This window comes from Flavobacterium sp. 316 (assembly GCF_000967805.1).
Lineage (GTDB): Bacteria > Bacteroidota > Bacteroidia > Flavobacteriales > Flavobacteriaceae > Flavobacterium > Flavobacterium sediminilitoris.
Genome location: NZ_JYGZ01000008.1, coordinates 133,007 through 153,533 on the forward strand (window position 1 = coordinate 133,007; position 20,527 = coordinate 153,533).

General features: G+C 28.5%; 17 protein-coding genes. 3 read left to right on the forward strand and 14 right to left on the reverse strand.

Annotated elements, in window-relative coordinates:
* A complete protein-coding gene (locus SY27_RS17265; protein ID WP_045972702.1) occupies positions 1–870 on the reverse strand; it encodes an ABC transporter permease in 870 nt (289 codons plus the stop codon).
* A gap of 206 nt (positions 871–1,076) precedes the next feature.
* On the opposite strand from SY27_RS17265, the gene SY27_RS17270 reads away from it, so the two are divergent.
* The gene (locus tag SY27_RS17270; RefSeq protein ID WP_045972704.1) at positions 1,077–1,811 is read left to right on the forward strand and encodes a tyrosine-protein phosphatase; all 735 of its coding nucleotides are present in this window, start codon (positions 1,077–1,079) and stop codon (positions 1,809–1,811) included.
* Here SY27_RS17270 and SY27_RS17275 read toward each other — a convergent pair.
* From SY27_RS17275 to recR, 8 genes are all read right to left on the reverse strand, one after another.
* The gene (locus SY27_RS17275) at positions 1,804–2,937 is read right to left on the reverse strand and encodes an aminotransferase class I/II-fold pyridoxal phosphate-dependent enzyme (RefSeq protein ID WP_045972705.1); all 1,134 of its coding nucleotides are present in this window, start codon (positions 2,935–2,937) and stop codon (positions 1,804–1,806) included. The two genes, SY27_RS17270 and SY27_RS17275, sit on opposite strands and share 8 nt — an antisense overlap.
* Before the next feature lie 14 nt (positions 2,938–2,951).
* The gene (locus SY27_RS19315; protein ID WP_045972708.1) at positions 2,952–4,130 is read right to left on the reverse strand and encodes a sugar transferase; all 1,179 of its coding nucleotides are present in this window, start codon (positions 4,128–4,130) and stop codon (positions 2,952–2,954) included.
* Between the two features lie 59 nt (positions 4,131–4,189).
* Positions 4,190–5,467, reverse strand: coding sequence for a nucleotide sugar dehydrogenase (locus SY27_RS17285; RefSeq protein ID WP_045972710.1), 1,278 nt, complete (start codon positions 5,465–5,467; stop codon positions 4,190–4,192).
* Between the two features lie 3 nt (positions 5,468–5,470).
* Positions 5,471–6,859, reverse strand: a complete 1,389-nt coding sequence (locus SY27_RS17290) for a UDP-glucose 6-dehydrogenase (RefSeq protein ID WP_045972711.1) — start codon at positions 6,857–6,859, stop codon at positions 5,471–5,473.
* Positions 6,860–6,862: 3 nt separating this feature from the next.
* Positions 6,863–7,840: an SDR family oxidoreductase gene (locus SY27_RS17295; protein ID WP_045972713.1), complete on the reverse strand. Its 978-nt coding sequence runs from the start codon at positions 7,838–7,840 to the stop codon at positions 6,863–6,865.
* Positions 7,841–7,865: 25 nt separating this feature from the next.
* Positions 7,866–10,328, reverse strand: a complete 2,463-nt coding sequence (locus SY27_RS17300; RefSeq protein ID WP_045972715.1) for an exopolysaccharide transport family protein — start codon at positions 10,326–10,328, stop codon at positions 7,866–7,868.
* A gap of 10 nt (positions 10,329–10,338) precedes the next feature.
* Entirely contained in the window at positions 10,339–11,142 is an 804-nt protein-coding gene (locus tag SY27_RS17305) for a polysaccharide biosynthesis/export family protein (protein WP_045972717.1), read from the reverse strand.
* Between the two features lie 68 nt (positions 11,143–11,210).
* On the reverse strand, positions 11,211–11,831 hold the full coding sequence (gene recR / locus SY27_RS17310; RefSeq protein ID WP_045972719.1) for a recombination mediator RecR: 621 nt from the start codon (positions 11,829–11,831) through the stop codon (positions 11,211–11,213).
* 77 nt (positions 11,832–11,908) lie between these two features.
* Between recR and SY27_RS17315 the strand changes: the two genes are divergently transcribed.
* Complete coding sequence (locus tag SY27_RS17315) at positions 11,909–13,429, forward strand: sodium:solute symporter (protein ID WP_045972721.1); 1,521 nt, start codon at positions 11,909–11,911, stop codon at positions 13,427–13,429.
* On the opposite strand, the gene SY27_RS17320 is transcribed toward SY27_RS17315, so the two are convergent.
* Entirely contained in the window at positions 13,406–13,762 is a 357-nt protein-coding gene (locus tag SY27_RS17320; protein WP_045972723.1) for a CoA-binding protein, read from the reverse strand. The genes SY27_RS17315 and SY27_RS17320 overlap by 24 nt on opposite strands.
* 105 nt (positions 13,763–13,867) lie before the next feature.
* On the opposite strand from SY27_RS17320, the gene SY27_RS17325 reads away from it, so the two are divergent.
* Entirely contained in the window at positions 13,868–14,491 is a 624-nt protein-coding gene (locus tag SY27_RS17325; RefSeq protein ID WP_045972725.1) for a MarC family NAAT transporter, read from the forward strand.
* A 165-nt stretch (positions 14,492–14,656) separates the two neighbouring features.
* Here the strand turns inward: SY27_RS17325 and SY27_RS17330 are convergent, their stop codons facing one another.
* The 4 genes from SY27_RS17330 to SY27_RS17345 form a co-directional block, all read right to left on the reverse strand.
* A complete protein-coding gene (locus tag SY27_RS17330; protein ID WP_045972726.1) occupies positions 14,657–15,139 on the reverse strand; it encodes a YdeI/OmpD-associated family protein in 483 nt (160 codons plus the stop codon).
* A gap of 127 nt (positions 15,140–15,266) precedes the next feature.
* Positions 15,267–15,845, reverse strand: a complete 579-nt coding sequence (locus SY27_RS17335; RefSeq protein WP_045972728.1) for a tetratricopeptide repeat protein — start codon at positions 15,843–15,845, stop codon at positions 15,267–15,269.
* Positions 15,846–16,007: 162 nt separating this feature from the next.
* A complete protein-coding gene (locus SY27_RS17340; protein WP_045972730.1) occupies positions 16,008–16,955 on the reverse strand; it encodes an FAD-dependent oxidoreductase in 948 nt (315 codons plus the stop codon).
* Positions 16,956–17,252: 297 nt separating this feature from the next.
* Positions 17,253–19,040, reverse strand: coding sequence for a serine hydrolase (locus SY27_RS17345; RefSeq protein WP_045972732.1), 1,788 nt, complete (start codon positions 19,038–19,040; stop codon positions 17,253–17,255).
* Positions 19,041–20,527 lie beyond the last annotated feature (1,487 nt).

The window sequence follows — 20,527 nt, forward strand, 5'->3', positions numbered from 1 at the left end:
TTAAACTGTGTCAATAAATTTCTTTTCTGTTTGATTAAACATAATCAATCCGAAAAGAAAAATAACTATAGTAAAAACCAATGTATAAACTAATCCATTGACTGACAAACTTCCTTCATTTAACAAAATATAGCGTGATGTTTCAACAACATAAGCTAATGGATTATATTCAATTAACCAGCCAAATTGAGGCAGTTTTTCTTTAATTAAAGTCATAGGATACATAACTGCTGAAACATACATCAATAACTGTACTCCGAAACTAACCAAAAAGGTTAAGTCACGATATTTAGTTACTAAAGAAGAAATAATCATACCAAGTCCTAGTCCTAAAAAGCCCATAATAATTACAAGAAAAGGAAAAAGAAAAATAGTTTTTGAAAGTGTATTTTGCATGCCTTGTGTCATGTAATACATATAAAAGCCTATAAAAATTAGTAATTGTATTCCTAATTTCACCAAGTTTGTTATTACAATGGACATAGGCATAATTACCCTTGGAAAGTAAACTTTTCCAAAAATAGCTGCGTTTTTCTTAAAAGTATCGGATGTTTCATTTAAGCAGGATGTAAAATAATTCCATACAATAATCCCTGCTAAATTAAACAAAAAAGAAGGTACTTTTCCTGTTTCTATTCCTGCTACATTATTAAAAATAATAGTAAATGTTATGGCAGTAAATAATGGTTGAATTAAATACCATAGTGGACCTAATATTGTTTGTTTATATACAGTAACAATATCTCTTTTTACAAAAAGTAGCAACAAATCTCTATATCTCCAAACTTCTTTTAAATTAAGAGAGAAAAATTTATTTTTAGGTTTAATTTCAAATAACCATTCTTCTTCAATATATTCTGATTTGTTCATAAATTAGAGGCTTGCTTTGTAGTCGCACCAAAAATAAGCTATTTTCTAGAGGTAACAAATAATTTAAATTAAAACTAGTCTCTCATAACCCGAAAATTCAATTAAAATATAATTTATTAAGAAGTTACATGAGGTAAAGATTTACACCTTTATTAAAACTGTTTTTTAATTAAACTATCTTTATATTTGCAATGTAAATTTTTAGTATGTTTCCCTTTTTCAAATCAAAACCTAAACTTTCCGAATTAATTCCTAATGACTATGTTGACATTCACTCTCATATACTTCCTAGTATTGATGATGGTGCAAAAACAATGGATGATTCTCGTTTTTTAATGAATGAGATGATTAATTTAGGTTTTAAAAAAGTAATTGCAACTCCACATACTATAAAAAATGTATGGAATAATTCAAAGGAAACTATAATTGAGACTAAGGAAAAAGTTGAGAAAGAACTCACTTTTGAGAGCAGTAGACTTCAACTTGATTGTGCTTCTGAATATTACATGGATGAAAATTTTGTAATACAGTTTGAAAGTGAGGATTTACTTACTTTAAAAGACAATTATGTTTTAGTTGAAATGTCTTATTTAAATGCGCCTATTCAATTATATGATATTCTTTTTGAATTACAACTAAAAGGATATAAGCCTGTTTTAGCGCACCCTGAACGTTATACTTTTTTCCATTCGAAATTTTCTACTTACGAAGAATTAAAAAAAGCTGGTTGTCTTTTTCAAATGAACTTACTTTCAAGTGTTGGTTATTATGGAAAAGATGTAACTATGATAGCTGAAAAGTTACTTAATCATAATTTAATTGATTTTGTAGGTTCTGATATTCATCATAAAAATCATATTGAATTTTTTAAAAATAAAATTCTCATAAAATCTTTAGACAAATTTGAATTAGCAATAAGTAAAAATGTCTTTTTTAGTTAATAAATGAACTGATTACTTTCGAAATTCGAGTTTTATCATTATCTGTTAAATTTGATCCTGAAGGTAAACACAGTCCTCTTTCAAATAAATTTTCTGAATTCTTACTTCCATAATATGGATATTCTTTAAATATAGGCTGTAAATGCATTGGTTTCCAAACAGGTCTTGTTTCTATATTTGCTTCTTCAAAAGCATTTCGTAATATTTCTCTTTTCTCATACGATTCTAAAAGTATAATACTAAGCCAGTGATTTGAATAAAAGTTATCATTTGATTCTTTTAAAAGACAAATATTTTTATTGTTTTCAAAAAACGTTTTATAAAAAGCATTTATTTCTCTTCTTGCTAAAATATGAGAATCTAAAACTTCCATTTGCCCTATTCCAATTCCTGCACATATATTACTCATTCTATAATTGTATCCAATTTCAGAATGTTGATAGTGAGGTGCATTATCTTTTGCTTGAGTTGCTAAAAAAACAGCTCTATCTTTTATTTCTTTTGATTTTGCAATTAGTGCTCCTCCTCCTGAAGTAGTAATAATTTTATTTCCGTTGAATGATAAAACTGAAATATCTCCAAATGTTCCACATTTTTGATTATTATAAGTACTTCCTAAAGCTTCTGCACTATCTTCTAAAATGGGAATATTATATTTTTCTGAAATTTTTTTAATTTCTTGAACTTTAAAAGGCATTCCATATAAATGAACAGCAATGATAACTTTAGGTTTATTTCCTTTTTCAATTCTATCCAAAATAGCATTTTCTAGAGTTATTGGACACATATTCCAAGTCTCTTTTTCACTATCAATAAATATAGGTTTTGCACCAAGATATACAATAGGATTAGCTGATGCTGAAAAAGTTAAGCTTTGACAAAGAACCTCATCTCCTGATTTTACTCCTAATAAAATTAGTCCCAAATGTATGGCTGCTGTTCCTGAATTTAAACCAACAACATTGCTATTCTCTTTCAAATAGTATTCTAAATCTTTCTCGAATTTTTTAATATTTGGTCCAAATGGTGCAATCCAATTATTAACAAAAGCTTCAGCAATGTATTTCTGTTCATTTCCTCCCATATGAGGAGGAGAAAGTAATATTCTATTTTTCTCTTGCTTCATACTTATTATAATTGCTATTCCTTTTCAACAATTGAATTGTCTGGAATATTTTTACTCACAATAGCATTGCTTTTGATTATGACATTCTTTCCTATTATAACATTTTCAAGTATTTTTACTCCTTCATTTATTTTTGTTAACTCTCCTATTACAACATTTTCTTCTAAAATAACATTTGAAGAAACATACACATAATCTTCTAAAACAGATGATTTTTTTATACTTGTATTTTCATTTATAACAATATGATTTCCTATTGTTACTTTATCTTCAACAATAACATTTTCCATAATTTGGGTTCCTTTTCCAATACTTGAAAATTTAGAAACAGTAGCTTTAGGATGAATTATAGTTACAAAATTCGATTTAAAAAATAGTGCTTTTTTCTTTCTTATTTTATTGTCTTTTATAGTAATAATAATGTTTTTATCTTCTAATAATTCTATATTTTCCATTTTAATTACTGGAAACTCTAATATTTTTTCAACTTTAGGAAAATCATCAAAAATTGCTTTAATATTATACTTTCCTTCAGATAATATTAAATTTATAAATGATTCACACCATTCTCCTGTTCCGTATAAATACAAATCTGTAGAATCTAAAAAGGGTTCTATAGTAATACTATTATCAGTAATATTTTCTCTATTAAAAATCTTTATTATTGTTTTTAAAAGGATTTTAATATCTAATAAAAATGAGAGATTTTCAACATAATAAACATCTAGTTCAAATCTTCTATTCCAATCTAATGCGTTTCTACCATTTATTTGAGACCAACCTGTTATACCAGGAAGCACTTCATGCCTTCGATCTTGAAAGGGTAAATATAAATTGGCATAATGCGTTAATAATGGCCTTGGTCCTACTAAACTCATAGTACCAATAATAACATTTATAAGTTGAGGAATTTCATCTAGAGAAGTTGTTCTGATAAAATTTCCAATTGGAGTTAATCGCTTCTCATCGGGAAGTAAATTTCCATTATTATCTTTCTTATCGTTCATAGTTTTGAACTTGATAATCTTGAAAACTTTTTTATTTTTCCCTAGTCTTTTTTGAATAAAAAAAGGATTCCCTTTATTAGTTAAAGTTAGGAATAATATTAAAATAAGTATAATAGGAAAAAGAAGAAATAATCCAATAATGGAAAATAAAACATCTACTAATCTCTTAATCCATTTTTTGTACATACTCTAATTTTATATAATCTCTTTTACTTATTTAGTACTAAAAAAGAAATAATTGTAGTCTATAATTTACCATCAACTGGTAAACTCAAAACTCCTTTCACATCATACAAGACGCTATTTTCTTTTTTCAACAAATCAAAATCAATATTTTGAAATTCTTTATGAGCTACTCCTAGTACAATAGCATCAAATTTTCTAGATGGTTTTTCAGTAATACTTGTTATACCATATTCATGCATTACTTCTTCTTTATTTGCCCATGGATCAAAAACAGTAACCTTTATTCCATATTCTTCCAAAGATGAAATAACATCTGTTATTTTAGTATTTCTAACATCTGGACAATTTTCTTTAAAAGTAATTCCCATCATTAGTAATTCTGCTTCATTAACACTTATTCCTTTCTTAATCATTAATTTAACAATCTGAGAAGCTACATATTCTCCCATACTATCATTAAGACGTCTTCCTGCTAAAATAATTTCTGGATGATATCCTTTTTCTTGTGCTTTTTGTGCTAAATAATAAGGGTCAACACCTATACAATGACCTCCAACTAATCCTGGCTTAAACGGAAGAAAATTCCATTTTGTTCCCGCTGCTTCTAAAACAGCTTGAGTATCTATTTCTAATAAATTAAAAATCTTAGCTAACTCATTTACAAAAGCAATATTTATATCACGCTGAGAATTTTCAATTACTTTTGCAGCTTCAGCTATCTTTATTGTCGGCGCTAAATGTGTTCCGGCAGTTATAACCGTTTTATATAAATCATCTACTTTTTTTCCTATTTCTGGGGTTGAACCTGAAGTTATTTTTAATATTTTTTCAACAGTATGTTCTTTATCTCCTGGATTAATTCTTTCAGGTGAATATCCTGCAAAAAAATCAATATTAAATTTAAGTCCCGATTTTTTTTCAAGAACAGGAATGCATTCTTCTTCTGTAGCACCAGGATAAACTGTAGATTCATAAATAACAACATCACCTTTTTTAAGTACTTTCCCTACTGTTTCACTTGCTTTATAAAGTGGTGTTAAATCAGGTCTATTATGCTTATCAACTGGTGTAGGAACTGTAATGATATAGTATTGACAATCTTTAATATCTTCTAAATCAGAAGAACAATAAAGTCCTATTTCATTAGCATTTGAGGATAATAATACTTTTTTTAAAGTACTATTATCTATTTCCAAAGTAGAGTCTATCCCTTTATTTAATTCTTCTATTCGAATCTTATTAATGTCAAAACCTACAACAGAAAATTTAGTTGCAAATAATCTTGCCAAAGGCAAACCTACATATCCTAACCCTATTATTGCAATTTTCATATTCATGGTTTATGATCCAATGGCTTGATATACAAAACCAATTTCTTCTAATTCTTTTTTATCTAATAAATTTCTTCCATCAAAAACAAATGCTGGCTTTAACATTGAATCGTAGATTCGTTTCCAATCATAAGTTTTAAATTCATCCCATTCTGTTAGAATTGCAATTGCATGCGAATTTTCTACAGTAGAATATGGATCTTTTTCTATTTTAATATACTTTTTATTTTCAATATCTGATCTTGTTTCAAGGTAATTTAAATCAAATAAAATCTGTGTTTCATCTACCTTAGGATCAAAAACTGAAACCATTGCTTGTTCACTTATTAAATCATCAGCAACATATATTGCAGCCGATTCCCTTGTATCATTAGTATCCTTTTTAAATGCCCAACCTAAAAAAGCAATTTTTTTACCTGAAACAGTATTATATAATGTGCTTATCATATTTTTTGCAAAACGACGTTTTTGATGGTCATTCATTATAATAACTTGTTCCCAATAATCTGCAACTTCGTTTAATCCGTATGATTTAGCAATATAGACTAGATTTAATATATCTTTTTGAAAACACGACCCTCCAAATCCGACTGATGCTTTCAAAAATTTTGATCCAATTCTACTATCCATACCAATAGCTTTTGCAACTTCGTTTACATCTGCTCCTGTTTTTTCACATAATTCACTCATAGCATTAATAGAAGAAACACGTTGCGCTAAAAAAGCATTAGCCGTTAATTTTGAAAGTTCAGAAGACCAAACATTTGTTGTTAATATTCTATCTTTTGAAACCCAATTTGCATAAATATCAACCAATTGGTTTATTGCTTTTTGGCCACTTTCTGTTGTATCTCCTCCAATTAAAACTCTATCTGGCGCGAATAAATCATCGATTGCAGTTCCTTCTGCTAAAAATTCAGGATTTGATAATATTTGAAAGTTAACACCATTTCCTGTATGGTCTAAAATGTCTTTTATTGCTTGGGCTGTTCTTACTGGTAATGTTGATTTTTCAACTACAATTTTATCTGATTTTGCAACTCTTGCTATTTGACGTGCACAAAGTTCAATATATTTTAAGTCAGCAGCCATTCCCTTTCCTACACCATACGTTTTTGTAGGTGTGTTAACTGAAATAAAGATCATTTCAGCTTCATCAATTGCTTTATCTACTTCTGTAGAAAAAAATAAATTTCGTCCTCTCGCTTCTTCTACGACTCTATCTAAACCAGGTTCGTAAATTGGTAAATTCTCTAAATTTGAACTATTCCAAGCATCAATTCTATCTTGATTTAAATCAACAACGGTAACTTTAATATTTGGACATTTTTGAGCTATAACAGCCATGGTTGGTCCTCCAACATACCCTGCACCAATACAACAAATATTTTTAATCATAACTTATTTTAAATTATCCCAATACCATTTGACAGATTCTTGTAATCCTTTTTCTAATGTGTATTGCGGATTATAACCTAACATTTTTTTTGCTTTTTCTATACTTGCTAATGAATGAGGAATATCTCCTGCTCTATTAGAACCATATATAACCTCTACATTTGCAATTTCAGAATTATATTCTGACAATATACTTTTTAAATACTTTACTAAATCATTTAGTGTTGTTCTATCTCCACAAGCTGTGTTATAAATTGTATTTATTACTTTCTTATCATTTGCTAATAATGCTAATTCATTCATTTGAATAACATTATCAATATATGTAAAATCTCTAGAAAAGTTTCCGTCTCCATTAATAACTGGACTTTCTAAATTCATTAATTGTTTTACAAATTTAGGTATGACGGCAGCATAAGCTCCGTTTGGATCTTGATTCCTTCCAAAAACATTGAAATATCTTAAACCAATAGTTTCAATGTTATATGTTTTACTAAACACGTCTGCATATAACTCGTTAACGTATTTAGTAATTGCATAAGGAGATAATGGTTTTCCTATTACATCTTCAATTTTTGGTAATGATTCTGAATCTCCATAAGTAGATGAACTTGCTGCATAAACAAATCTTTTAACTTTTTCATCTCTTGCTGCTACAAGCATGTTTAAAAATCCTGAAACATTTACTTCATTAGACGTTATAGGATCTGCTATTGATCTTGGCACACTACCAAGAGCTGCTTGATGTAAAATATAATCAACTCCTTTTGTTGCTTGTCTACATATTTCTATATTTCTAATATCTCCTTCAATTAAAGTAAAATTGTTATTCAACAAAAATGATTCAATATTATATTTATGTCCTGTAGAAAAGTTATCTAAACAAACAACTTTGTTATTATTTGCTAAAAAATATTCACAAAGATTTGAACCGATAAAACCAGCTCCTCCTGTAATAAGTATTTTTTTATTTGTAATCATATTTATCTTTTAAGAATAATGAAGATTATTTTTTCCTCCATTTATTCAAAATTTTTCTCCATCCTTTTTGTTCTTCTTGTTCATCATGATATGATTCACCGTAAGCTCCATAACCATAACCATAGCCGTAACCATATCCGTAGCCGTAGCCATATTTTGTTTTATTATGAAATCCATTAAACAAAATACTGATATTGTGTAACTCTCCTCTTCTATGTTTTTCATTCACAACAGAAAGCATACCTCTTTTTGTGAAACCTTGTCTAGTAACATACAATGTAGCGTCACAATAATGTGCTAATTCTAATGCATCAGAAACTAATCCTACTGGCGGTGTGTCTAAAATTATATAGTCATAACGAAGTCTTAATTCATCAATCATTTCTTTCATACTTTCACCCATCAATAATTCTGCTGGATTTGGAGGAATTGGTCCCGATGATATTAAATCTAAATAAGGAATATGTGTTTCTTGGATTACCTCATCTAATTTTTTTTGTCCAATTAAATAATTGACAACTCCTGTTACATTATCAATATTAAAATCTCCAAATATTCTTGGTTTTCTTAAATCTAATCCTACAATAATTGTTTTCTTTTCGCTTAATGCAAAAACGGTTGCCAAATTAATCGAACAGAATGTTTTTCCTTCTCCACTTATAGATGAAGTAAGCATTAATATTTTTGATCCTTCATTCTTCTGTTTTTTATATAAAAATTGCAATGAAGAGCGAATAGCTCTAAAGGATTCTGCTAAAGGTGATTTTGGTTTTTCATAAACCGATAAATTATTTTCTGTATTTTTCTTTCCTACAACTCCTATTATTGGAATTTTTGTTAGCTTTTGAATATCATCAATAGTGTTTAAATTATTATCTAACAAGACTAAAATGAATATGATTATTAAAGGTATTAAAACACCTAATAATACTGCTAAGATATAATTGATACTTGTTTTTGGGCCCCTTAATCCTCCTCCTACATCTTTTGCTGGATCAATAAAATCTATATCTGAAATGTTTGCTGCTTTTACAATTTCAGCTTCACTTCGCTTTTGTAAAAACGTATTATAAATATTATCTTTTAAGTTATATTTTCTAGATATTTTTAAATGCTCTTGTTGTTGTTCTGGTAAAACACTTACTTCAGATTCTGCTTTAGAAATATTTTTATTTATGATACTTAAATCTATCATTAATGCACTTTTTGAACTAGAAATATTTTCTAAAAGCACTTTCTTTATAGCATCCATTTCAACGTCAAATTCGGTAAACATTTTACCGCTTTTAACTGCATAATTTAATTCATCTCTTTGTTTTGATAACTCAATTAATCTTGAAACATTAGAAATGATATTTGGATCTTCTATACTGGCTACACTTGGAGCTGGCAACGTTGAAAAATCGATGCTTTTATCTAAATATGATTTTAAATTGTTTAAATATCTTATTTTTCTATCTACTTCGTCTTTTTGAACATCATACTCAGATAATTTTTCTGTTAATATTTGTCCACCTCCTTCTATTTCAAATACATTTTTCCCTTTTCTAAAATCTTTTAACTCACTTTCTGCATCTTTAATCTGTCCTTCCATTATAACTAAAGTACTATCGATAAAATCAATAGTATTAGTTGCAAAAAGATTTTTACTGTCTAATTGATTTTTTCTCAATACATTAACGGTTGTATTTAAATACTCAACTAGTCTGTTTTTATTTGTTCCTTGTAATTGTAGACTTACAACCGATTGTGCTTTATTATCGGCTTCAATATTAATACTTTTATATTTTATGACTGTATTATTAAAATCTTCAAATCCTATATAATATTCTTTTCCTGTATATTGACTAGCATTTGGGTTTAATTGTACTCTAAAATGTGCAAAAGGAAGATTAACTTCTTCATTTATTTTATATACTTTTTTAAAAATTTCTTCATCAATAGCTATTTCACTTCTAGAATTATCAATATAATGAATTAATGATCTTGAAGGATATTCTGCAAAATCAACACTTAGTTCGTATTGACTTTCATTTATAAATTTAATTTGAATAGGTGTTGATGCTAATTGCCCTTTGTTTTTATCTATTTGAACAGTAAAAGGCACATTTCCATAAGCGTCTTTAAAAAAGTATTTGTCTTTAACTTTATATTGAATATAATATTGTAACTTTTCTACTACTATTTCATTATGCGAACGCGATTTTAAAGTAGTAATAACCGTTTGCACTTTATCTGATACGCCTCCCCAATTGAAAACTAAACTTGTATTTGATGTAAAAAAAGGATTATTTTCATCCTTAACAACAATTACAGATTCCATTCCATATATTTTCTCTTTTCTGATATTTACATTATAGGCAATGAGAAATGCAATAACTAAAGACAATAGAAACCATTTCCAATATCTTATAATTTTAAAAAAAAATCCTTTAAAATCGAAGTTGGATTGAGATTCAAAAAAAGTAAAATCTTTAATATCTAACATTTTAAAATAATTACAAATTTCTTGTTAATAAAATAGTTGTTGTAATAAGTGATAGGGCTGTGATTATTGTGCTTATTGTTTGAACTCCTGTAGTTCCAGTTCCCCAAGATTTTTGTTTTAATGGTTTTATATAGATATAATCATTTGGTTGTAAATAAAAATAAGGCGATTCTATTGCAGAAGCTTCAGTTAGATTAATAGTATATGTCTCAAAACCATGAGGATATTTACGTATAATTTGCACATTTTTTCTATCTCCTGTCAAAGTTATATCTCCAGAGTTTGCAATGGCTTCCATTATTGTAGCTTTATCTTGATATAAAACATTTGTTCCTGGACTTCCTATTTCGCCATTAACAGTGTATCTAAGTCCTGCTAATTTTACTGTAACAAAAATTCTAGATTCATATTTAAAATACTCATCTAACAATCTTTTTTCAATTGTTTCTCTTATTTCTTCAACAGTGTATCCCATTACGTTTACTTCTCCTAAAACTGGAATTCGAATATTCCCATGATCATCAACACTAAATCCATTAAAATATAAATTTTGTGGAGACACTTGATTTGCGCTTTGATTTTGAGAAGTTGATGGATTAAACATTTCAACTAATTTTTGATCTAAAGCTTTAATAGAAATGTTTAAAATATCATTAGTTTGTACTCTATATGGTTTTGATGCTGCTGCATTAACTTCTATTGCTTGATTATCTTTTTTTGGGTTTTGCAAATAGACCAAATCTTTATTTGGAATACAAGAAGTAAACAATATTGACAAAACTATGAATGGTAAGATGTGTTTTATTTTCATCATTTTTCTTTAAAAAAAACAAATATAGTTGTTAGAATTATATCTTTCTGAATATATTCTGAAAAATCTCATTAAACTTGTTTGATTGACTGTTCAAAAGGTATTCTATGCATTAAACTTCTTCCTAAAGTCACTTCATCTGCATATTCTAATTCATCACCTATAGAAATTCCTCTAGCAATTGTAGACGTTAAAACTGAATATTCTTTTAATTGCTTATATATATAGAAATTTGTAGTATCTCCTTCCATTGTTGAACTCAATGCGAAGATTACCTCACTAATATCTCCTTTTGATACCTTAGCAACTAATGAGCTTATATTCAATTGTGATGGACCAATTCCTTCAATAGGATTGATTTTACCACCTAAAACATGATAAACTCCTTTAAACGAACCTGTTCCTTCTATTGCCATAACATCTCTAACATCTTCAACAACACAAATTATCGATTTATTCCTTGTATTGCTTTCACATATCTTACATGTTTCTGAATCTGAAATATTATGACATTGTTTACAATACTGAATTTCTTTTCTCATTTTTTCTAATGCAGAACTTAACAATAAAGTCTGATTCTCTGGCTGTCTTAAAAGATGCAATGCTAAACGTAAAGCAGTTCTCTTACCTATTCCTGGTAATTGAGAGATTTCATCGACAGCATTTTCTAATAATCTTGAAGGTAATTCCATAGTTTACAAAAATACAAAAGTAACACTTTAGAATAATTTATTTATTCTATTATCTTTGTTTCTCAATATTACTATTTATGCAACCCATTACAATTATAACTATAATTCTTTCTTATTTCCTTCTTTTAATCGTTTTTTCCTTTTTTGTTGGAAGAAAAGAAACAAATGACAATGAATCCTTCTTTAAAGGAAATAAGCAATCTCCTTGGTATTTAGTCGCTTTTGGAATGATTGGCGCTTCGCTCTCTGGAGTTACCTTTATTTCTGTACCTGGTTGGATTGAAAGTTCTCAATTTAGCTATATGCAAGTTGTACTAGGATATATTGTTGGTTATTTTGTAATAGCAACAATATTATTGCCTTTATATTACAAGCTCAACTTGACTTCAATATACACCTATTTAGACAGTCGATTTGGAAATTATTCGTATAAAACAGGAGCTTCTCTCTTTCTATTATCAAGAATTGTAGGTGCTAGTTTTAGATTATATCTTGTAGCAAACGTATTGCAAATTATTTTATTTGATGAATTAGGAATTGAATTTTGGCAAACAGTTACAATAACAGTACTTCTAATTTGGCTATATACTTTTAAATCTGGTATTAAAACAATTGTTTGGACCGATACTTTGCAAACTCTTTTTATGTTAATTGCATTAGGTGTTACGATTTATCATGTAAGCGGTTCATTAGATTTAGGAGGAGATACATTAATCCATTTTATTTCAAATAGTGACTTGTCTAAAACATTCTTTTTCGATGATATTTTATCTAAAGATTACTTTTGGAAACAATTTATATCGGGAGCTTTTATTGCTATTGTAATGACTGGGTTAGATCAAGATATGATGCAAAAAAACTTAACATGTAGAAGTTTGAAAGATGCGCAAAAAAATATCTTTTGGTTCACTATTGTTTTAACTATAGTTAATTTGATATTCTTATGTCTAGGTTTATTATTAACTGTTTATGCACAACAAAACGGAATAGATGCTCATAAAGATGATTTATTTCCTGTTTTAGCAAAAGACTATTTAGGTTCAGGAATTTTCATCTTCTTCTTATTAGGATTAATTGCTGCTGCTTATAGTAGTGCTGATAGCGCTTTAACTTCTTTAACAACTTCTTTTAGCATTGATATTTTAAATATTGAAAAAAAATATGACATTAAAAAACAAGTAAAAGTTAGAAAACAAATACATGTTTTAATTTCTCTAATTTTAATTTTAGTAATTATCTCTTTCAAATATTTAATTAACGATGCTAGTGTAATTTCTAAACTTTTCACTTATGCTGGATACACTTATGGTCCATTACTAGGTTTATACGCTTTTGGATTGTTTACCAAAATTAAAGTTAAAGATAAGTACGTTCCAATAGTTGCAATACTATCCCCTATTTTAACATATATAATTAGCATTGCAACAGCAATATATAGCTACTTAAAATTTGATTTTACAGATTGTAGTATCGCACAAACCAAATGGGAATGTGCTGTCTTATTTGCAAAAAACAATTATTATCAATTTGGTTTTGAACTATTATTAATAAATGGAATATTAACTTTTTTAGGATTAATATTGATTAGTCGCAAGTAGAACAAGTGTACAAGCAATTTCATTTTTAATACCATTATCGTTTAATAATTTATAAAAATCGGGATTTTCTGTTCCTGGATTAAAAATTACCCTTCTAGGTTTTAAAGAAATGATATAATCATAGTATTCTTCTTGTCTTTTCGGATTGATATATAGTGTTACTGTATCAATTCCTAAAAATGGAATTTTTTCAGTTTCTATTTTAACATCTAAAGCCATTCCTGATTTTGCACCTATAGCAACTACTTGATGGCTTTTTCCTACTAAATTATGAATTGCTTTATATGCATATCGCTCTTTATTTGTAGTAGCTCCTATAACTAATGTTTTCATTTATCTATTTTTTTTATAAATTTAATAAAAATTAATCATAACTTTGAAATAACATTTTTTTAAACTTTAACTAAAAAAGTACAACTTACTTTGTAAAAAAATCGAATGGAATTATTTATTTATGTTTTTGCCGCCTTATTTTCTGTTTTAAACCCTTTAGGAGCTGTTCCTGTTTTTGTAGGACTTACACAAGATGATACTAAACAAGAACGATCTAGAATTTCTCTTTGGGCAGCCATTAACGTAGCAATAATATTAATTATCTCTTATTTCATTGGAAAATATGTACTTATTTTTTTCGGAATTAGCATAGATGCTCTAAGAATTGCTGGAGGTTTATTGATTGTTAATTCTGGTTTTAGTTTACTTTCTGGTAATGTTAGCAAGAAAAAAGGAGTAAATAAAAGAGTAACTAATGATGCTATGCGTAGAAATGACATTGCATTAACTCCTTTAGCCATGCCAATGCTTGCTGGTCCTGGTTCTATGTCATTATTAATTGCTATGTATCAAGAACAACCCGAAATAACACAAAAAATGATAACTTGTATTGCTATTTTATGTGTTGCTCTAACCATCTTTTTAATTTTAAGAAGTGCTCACTACATTTCTAGAATTTTAGGAGCTTCAGGTATTGTAGCCATTTCTAGGATTATTGGATTTATAGTTATTGCAATTGGAATTCAATACATCAGTAGTTCTGTTGTAAATATTTTTCAAAGTATTTAATTCTTTCGCAATATAAAAAAATCCTTAAATACTTTGACAGACTTTACTTCTTTTCAACTACAAAAGAGATTAGAATACTATTTATCATGCTCAATCTTATATCCTTATGTAATTGCATATTAATATTCATTTCACTATTTTGTTACATATCAATAGAAAATAATCTCATGGTTTTTCTCTTCCAATAAACCTCTCTTTTCCAAGAAGAAAATTTACGGCTTTTTTTACATTTCTGTCTATACTTTCTTCTGTTTTTAGGAATGACAAATATCTCAAAATTTCCTTTTGTAAGGAAGGTGATAAATTATCAAATATCTTTTTTGCATTCTCATTTTCTTCCAACGCTTTTTTAAATTTTGGATGAAAGGGTACTTTTCTTTCGTTTGGATCAAACTCGATTTCAATTCGTGTTATTTGTCCAACTTCTTTTTTGGCAGATTGCCTCATTGGAGTGTTTAAATAAAGTCGCCAATGTCCGCTGTATTTTATCAAGGTCTGTTCAAACTCGTGTCCTTCAATTTTGATGCGAACTGGAATCTTTCCTTTATTTTTTTCTGCCTTTTCAAAAATATAATTCAAAACGTCGTCTGGAATAAAAACGAAGGGATTTATTCCGATAATTTCAATTTTTGCACTAAATTCTTTCATTTAAATTGAGTATTTGTCTGGATATTTGCTAACGATCTTGATTATTGTAAGTTGAAGATTTAATACTGATCTATATACTCCCTTTTGTTTTATTCCTTTTTCTTCAACTTTGTTGTGTTTCGTATTTTTAGTTCAATTCATTGTATTTTGGTCTTTTTCTTTCACCACTCGCAACAGCATTTATTAGTGCGTAAACATTTTTATTTATTTCATCATCAGGAGCCATTTTTATTGCTCTATCAATATAAATTTTAGCTTTATCATCATTACCTAAAACCATCAAGTTTAAAGCATGATTACAATAAAGTCCAGCGTCATTTGATTCACGATTAATTGCTTCTTGAGAATATTCTACCGCTAATTTTACATTTCCTGAATCCATTGCAGAAATTGAGGCTTCGCGTGGTAAGTCGGGATTTGTTTTTTCTATTTTAACCGCTGTTTCAAAATGATTTAAAGCTTTTTTATTTTCGGACATTGCTTGGTAAACCTTTGCTATCAACCAATTCGTTTGCCAATGATTTGGTATCATAGACAAGCATTTAGAATAATATTTGATTGCTTTTTTAGCTTTTCTTTTATTCCAAAATCCTAATTTCGGTCTTCTTTCTCCTTTTGTTATAATCAAACCATCAACCAACTCATTTCCTTTCTCAAAATTTAAGTTGAAAATTGGGATTTTATCTTCTGGTAATTTATATTCCATTTGTTTTTTTACATTAAACACAACGTTTTACAGCTAAAAGAAGTGGAGACTAGTCTAAACTAAAACAAATATAACGCAACCTTTTGTGTCTTTAGAGAAGACTCGAAAGTATGTTTTTACCTAAGTCATTACTTTTAACTGCTTTTAATTATAATTATTTATTCAGTAATAAATTTCATGTTTTACTATTTCAACAAGATCAATGGCACAACCCCAAGCTACTGTAAAACCAGCTCCACCATGACCGTAATTGTGAAAAATATTGGAGAAATTTTCGTCAAACTCAAAACGAACAGCGCTTCTTTTTGGTCTTAAACCTACAATTTCTTCTATTATATTGGGCGTTTTTTGTGATAATCCAATGTCTAAAAGGCGTTTAATAATTAAGTTTGTATCATTTATTTCTACATTGGTATTCCAATCATTTTCGTAATCAGTTCCGCCAATTACACAGTCTTCGCTTCGGTTAATAATATAACTCAATGCTCCTTTTTTTATTGAATCAGCATAAGATGGAATATCCATTTTTTCACAGCGTAATATTTGTCCCCGCATTGGTTGTAAATCAGTATCATTGCATAATTCTTTTGCACCTAAACCGGTGCAATTAATTACTAATGTATTTAGATTTGCTGCTTCTTGTAAACTTATAATTTGTTGTTCTTTAAATGCTCCTCCATTATTTGTAAAACGGGTAAATAAATAAGGTAAATATAAAAGTGGTTCTGCCAAGGGAACTATTGAAATATATGCCATTTCTATTCCTTTTGGTAATTCTGATGCTAAAGCTTTTCTAACAGATTCTTTGGGTAATTGGTTTGTCCAATCGGTGTTGCTTTCGTTATTATATGAGGTTATAAATGGAATAAAAGCAATGCCATTTCCTTCTTTTATATCTAACAAGTATTCTTGGTAGGCAAGTGTTGCCCACTTGTTGGCTTTTTCTTTTGGATGAACTTCAAAGGGAAACCAAATTGCACCAACTTTACTAGAAAGTGTTTTGTTAAAACGCTCTTTAGCAATTATTGTTACTTTGTATCCTTGTTCTTGTAGTTTGATGGCAGTTGTTAAGCCTACAATTCCACATCCTAAAACGGTTACTGTTTTCATTTTTTCAGTTCACTTTTAATTACTTTTTCAAGGAGTGCTTTAGCTTTCATTTTTACCCTTTTCAATTAAAAAATACATCTATTCCGTTTATGTTTTTTTTCTTTTAGTTTGCTTTTAATTATTTATAGGATTTTATCTCCAGAAGTTACCACATTCCATTTTTCATTAGCATTGGTTTCTGGATTAATAACTCTTGCATTTTCAATCACAATATCATAGGTTATTTATTGTTTACATTACAAGAAGCTAGACTAATGAAAAGTGCTAATATTATACTTTTGCTTAATACAATTATGGTTATTGTTTTACAGCAGTAAACACTCCATTAGGTTGGTGTAATACTACATTTAATTTATTGTCTTTCTCTTCAAAAACAGCTTTGTATCCTGATAATCCTTTAATTGAAAATTCATTTTCTTTTATTGGAATTAAAGTATATTCTGGTTGCCCAGGAACAAAAAGTTTTAAATTGTCATTTTTAATAGAAATTTTTAGCTCTACTCCAGAAAGCAAATAGCTTCCTACATATTTATTCAATTTTTCTGTAGAAACAGCCACTTCTAAAGGACTCCTTTTAAAAATAATTGGATCTAAAGTAGTTTCTATATTTAGTTTAACTGATTCAATATCTCCTAAATCATTAGTCTGAAAATTGAAATTTGAACCTACTTCGTCGCTGCTTACTTTATTGCCTTTTAGAGCAAATCCTTTGAAAACATCATAATGTGTATGTTTTAAATATACTTTTTCTCTTGTAAAGTTTGCCCAAAGCGAATCATTTTTAACTTCAATTTGAAATGTTCCATAGCCTTTATGGTTATATTTCCCAGTATATTCTGTTATATTATGTGTTGGGGTTGTATGGTTAACTTTGCTTTCTGCTTCTTTTTCTTTTTTGTCTTTAATTTGTTTTTTTAAAGGTGCTATTAATTTGTCATAATAGGCTACCCAATCTGTTTTTTCTAAATTTAAAACTTCATCAGAAATTGCGTTTCTTACTAGAGTTGGTAAAGCTGATCCATCTTGATTTGTGAGTACAACAATTCCAATTTTATCGGTAGGAAAAAAAGATACATTTGCAGAAAAACCATCAATATTTCCTCCATGTTCTACTCTATAATGTCCTTTATATGAAGAAACAAACCAAGCATAACCATAACTATTTAAATGTTGGTTTGGAAATTGTTTGTCTGCAATACCGTTACCAACTAACATTAATGGATTAATGGCTTTTTCTACATACCTTTTAGGTAATACTTGAACTTCATTTAATTTTCCTTCATTTAGCCAAATTTTAAGCCAATTTGCCATTTCTTTTACACTACTATTAATGCTTCCTGCTGGACTAATTGCTGCAATATCATAATAAGGAATTGCTTCATTGGTTTCAAAATTTTCTAATGAATATCCTTTTGAAATATTTGATTGTTTTTTTAGTTCTTCAATGCTTAAATTTGAAGTTGACATATTTAATGGTTTAAAAAAACGTTCTCTAATATTGTCTTCCCAACTTTTTCCTGTTAGTTTTTCTGTGATTAAACCTTGTGCTAAGTACATGAAATTGTTATAATGCCATTTTTCTCTTATGCCTGTAAAAGGTTCGTGATATTTTACACGAGACAAAAGGCTGTCTTTGTTTTCGATAGGGAATAAATACCATGAAAAATCATGACGTGGTAAACCTGTGCGATGGCTTATCATGTCTAAAATGGTGATTTTATTATTTAATTCATCGTTGTAAAATTTCAACTCAGGTAAGTATTTTATAGGACTATCGGTAAATTTTAATCCTTTTTCTTCTTCCATAATACCTAATAAAGCAGTAGTAAATGCTTTTGAAGTGGAACCAATAGGATATAAAGTATTTTCGTTTGCTTTTAATTTTTGTTCTGCATCTCTATAACCAAATCCTTTGGAATAGATTACTTGATTGTCTTTAACAATGGCAACTGAAAAACCAACTGTTTGAGTGGTTTCTTGTAATTTTAATAGTTGTTTATCAAGATTTTTTTCATTTAGCTTGGTTTGTGAAAAAATGGAAATGCTGATAAAAAGAAAAAGTAGCGAAAAATATTTTCTAGACATATTAAATTTATTTAGTTATAGCAATTTATAAAAATTAAATGCATTTTCTACATTTCTATTATTTTTTTATATGAATTGACTTGTGTGTTTTTTTGTTTTTTTTAATTGATTTTTTGTTTGGAATATTGGGAGTAATGATTTGCTTTTGTATGAAGAATTTCTTGTTATTATGCTGCAATTTTATAATAAAAACCCGTTGGGTGTAATTAATTTTTGATGATTTTTTTTATCAGTTCGAGTGTTTTCGACAGAAAATCGTATCGAAAACAAGAAAAATTTCATTAAAAACGGTTCTCGATACATTTTTTGTTCCGTTTTACTACACAAAAAACACTCAAACAGACGTGGTGCAAAAACTAAAATTTCTTTTCAATACATAGTAAACACAATCTACTTCACTTCGAGTGCGCAGCGTATCGAGAAGTTATGCAAGAACTTCCATTACTAATGGGATGCTTACAGCATGACAAGTTTGTAGTTCTCGATACTCGTCACTTCGAGTGCGCAGCGTATCGAGAAGTTATACAAGAACTTCCATTGCTAATGGGATGCTTACAGCATGACAAGTTTGTGGTTCTCGATACTCGTCACTTCGAGTGCGCAGCGTATCGAGAAGTTTTATTCCATTTTATTCCATAAAAAACACTCGAACAGACGACTCAAACTACGTCACTTCGAGTGCGAAGCGTATCGAGAAGTTATACAAGAACTTCCATTGCTAATGGGATGCTTACAGCATGACAAGTTTGTAGTTCTCGATACTCGTCCCTTCGAGTGCGAAGCGTATCGAGAAGTTATACAAGAACTCAACATTCTTTTCATAAAGGCAACATTTATAATAGCCTTGAGAAACTGCTAATAAAACCCTTTACAGGGTAACACTTTTGTGATAAAATGTTTGAAATTTGAAGAAGAAAAGATGAAGTGTGTTACTTTTTTTTAATTTCCACTAACCACTAATTTTTTAGGTTTAGTAGCAGTCAAGTAGCAGTTTCGTTCGGAAGTTGTTGCGAAAAAGTGCCTGTTTACCGCTRCTTGACCGAAGCTTTTCCGAACAATCTCCGAACAAAGGCCYTATTTAACCCCTTTAARTACGTCAAAAYACATCAAAAYACGTCAAAACCGGTCAAAACACGTCAAAACCATTCACGAGCCCTGTTTTTAGTGATTTTGGCAAAGTTGTTGATGTCTAGTAAATAGTGATTAGTGAATAGCGAGAAGTAAAGTGAAAAAGTTTTGGTATTCTAGATGTTAACCTTACAACTTAATTTTCTCTAACTGTTTAGTACTAATAATTATTCACTAATGACTAAAAAAATGTATAACTTTTTAAATTTTGAAAGTATTGTTTAGTAGTGATTTAATTTGGTTTTTGATGAAATAATTGTGGTTTTCTTATATACGAAGCGAATATGGTTGATATAAGAATTAGAATTACAATTTCAGATGGGTTTCCTTTGTAGATATGGATTAAGACAATGAAAATC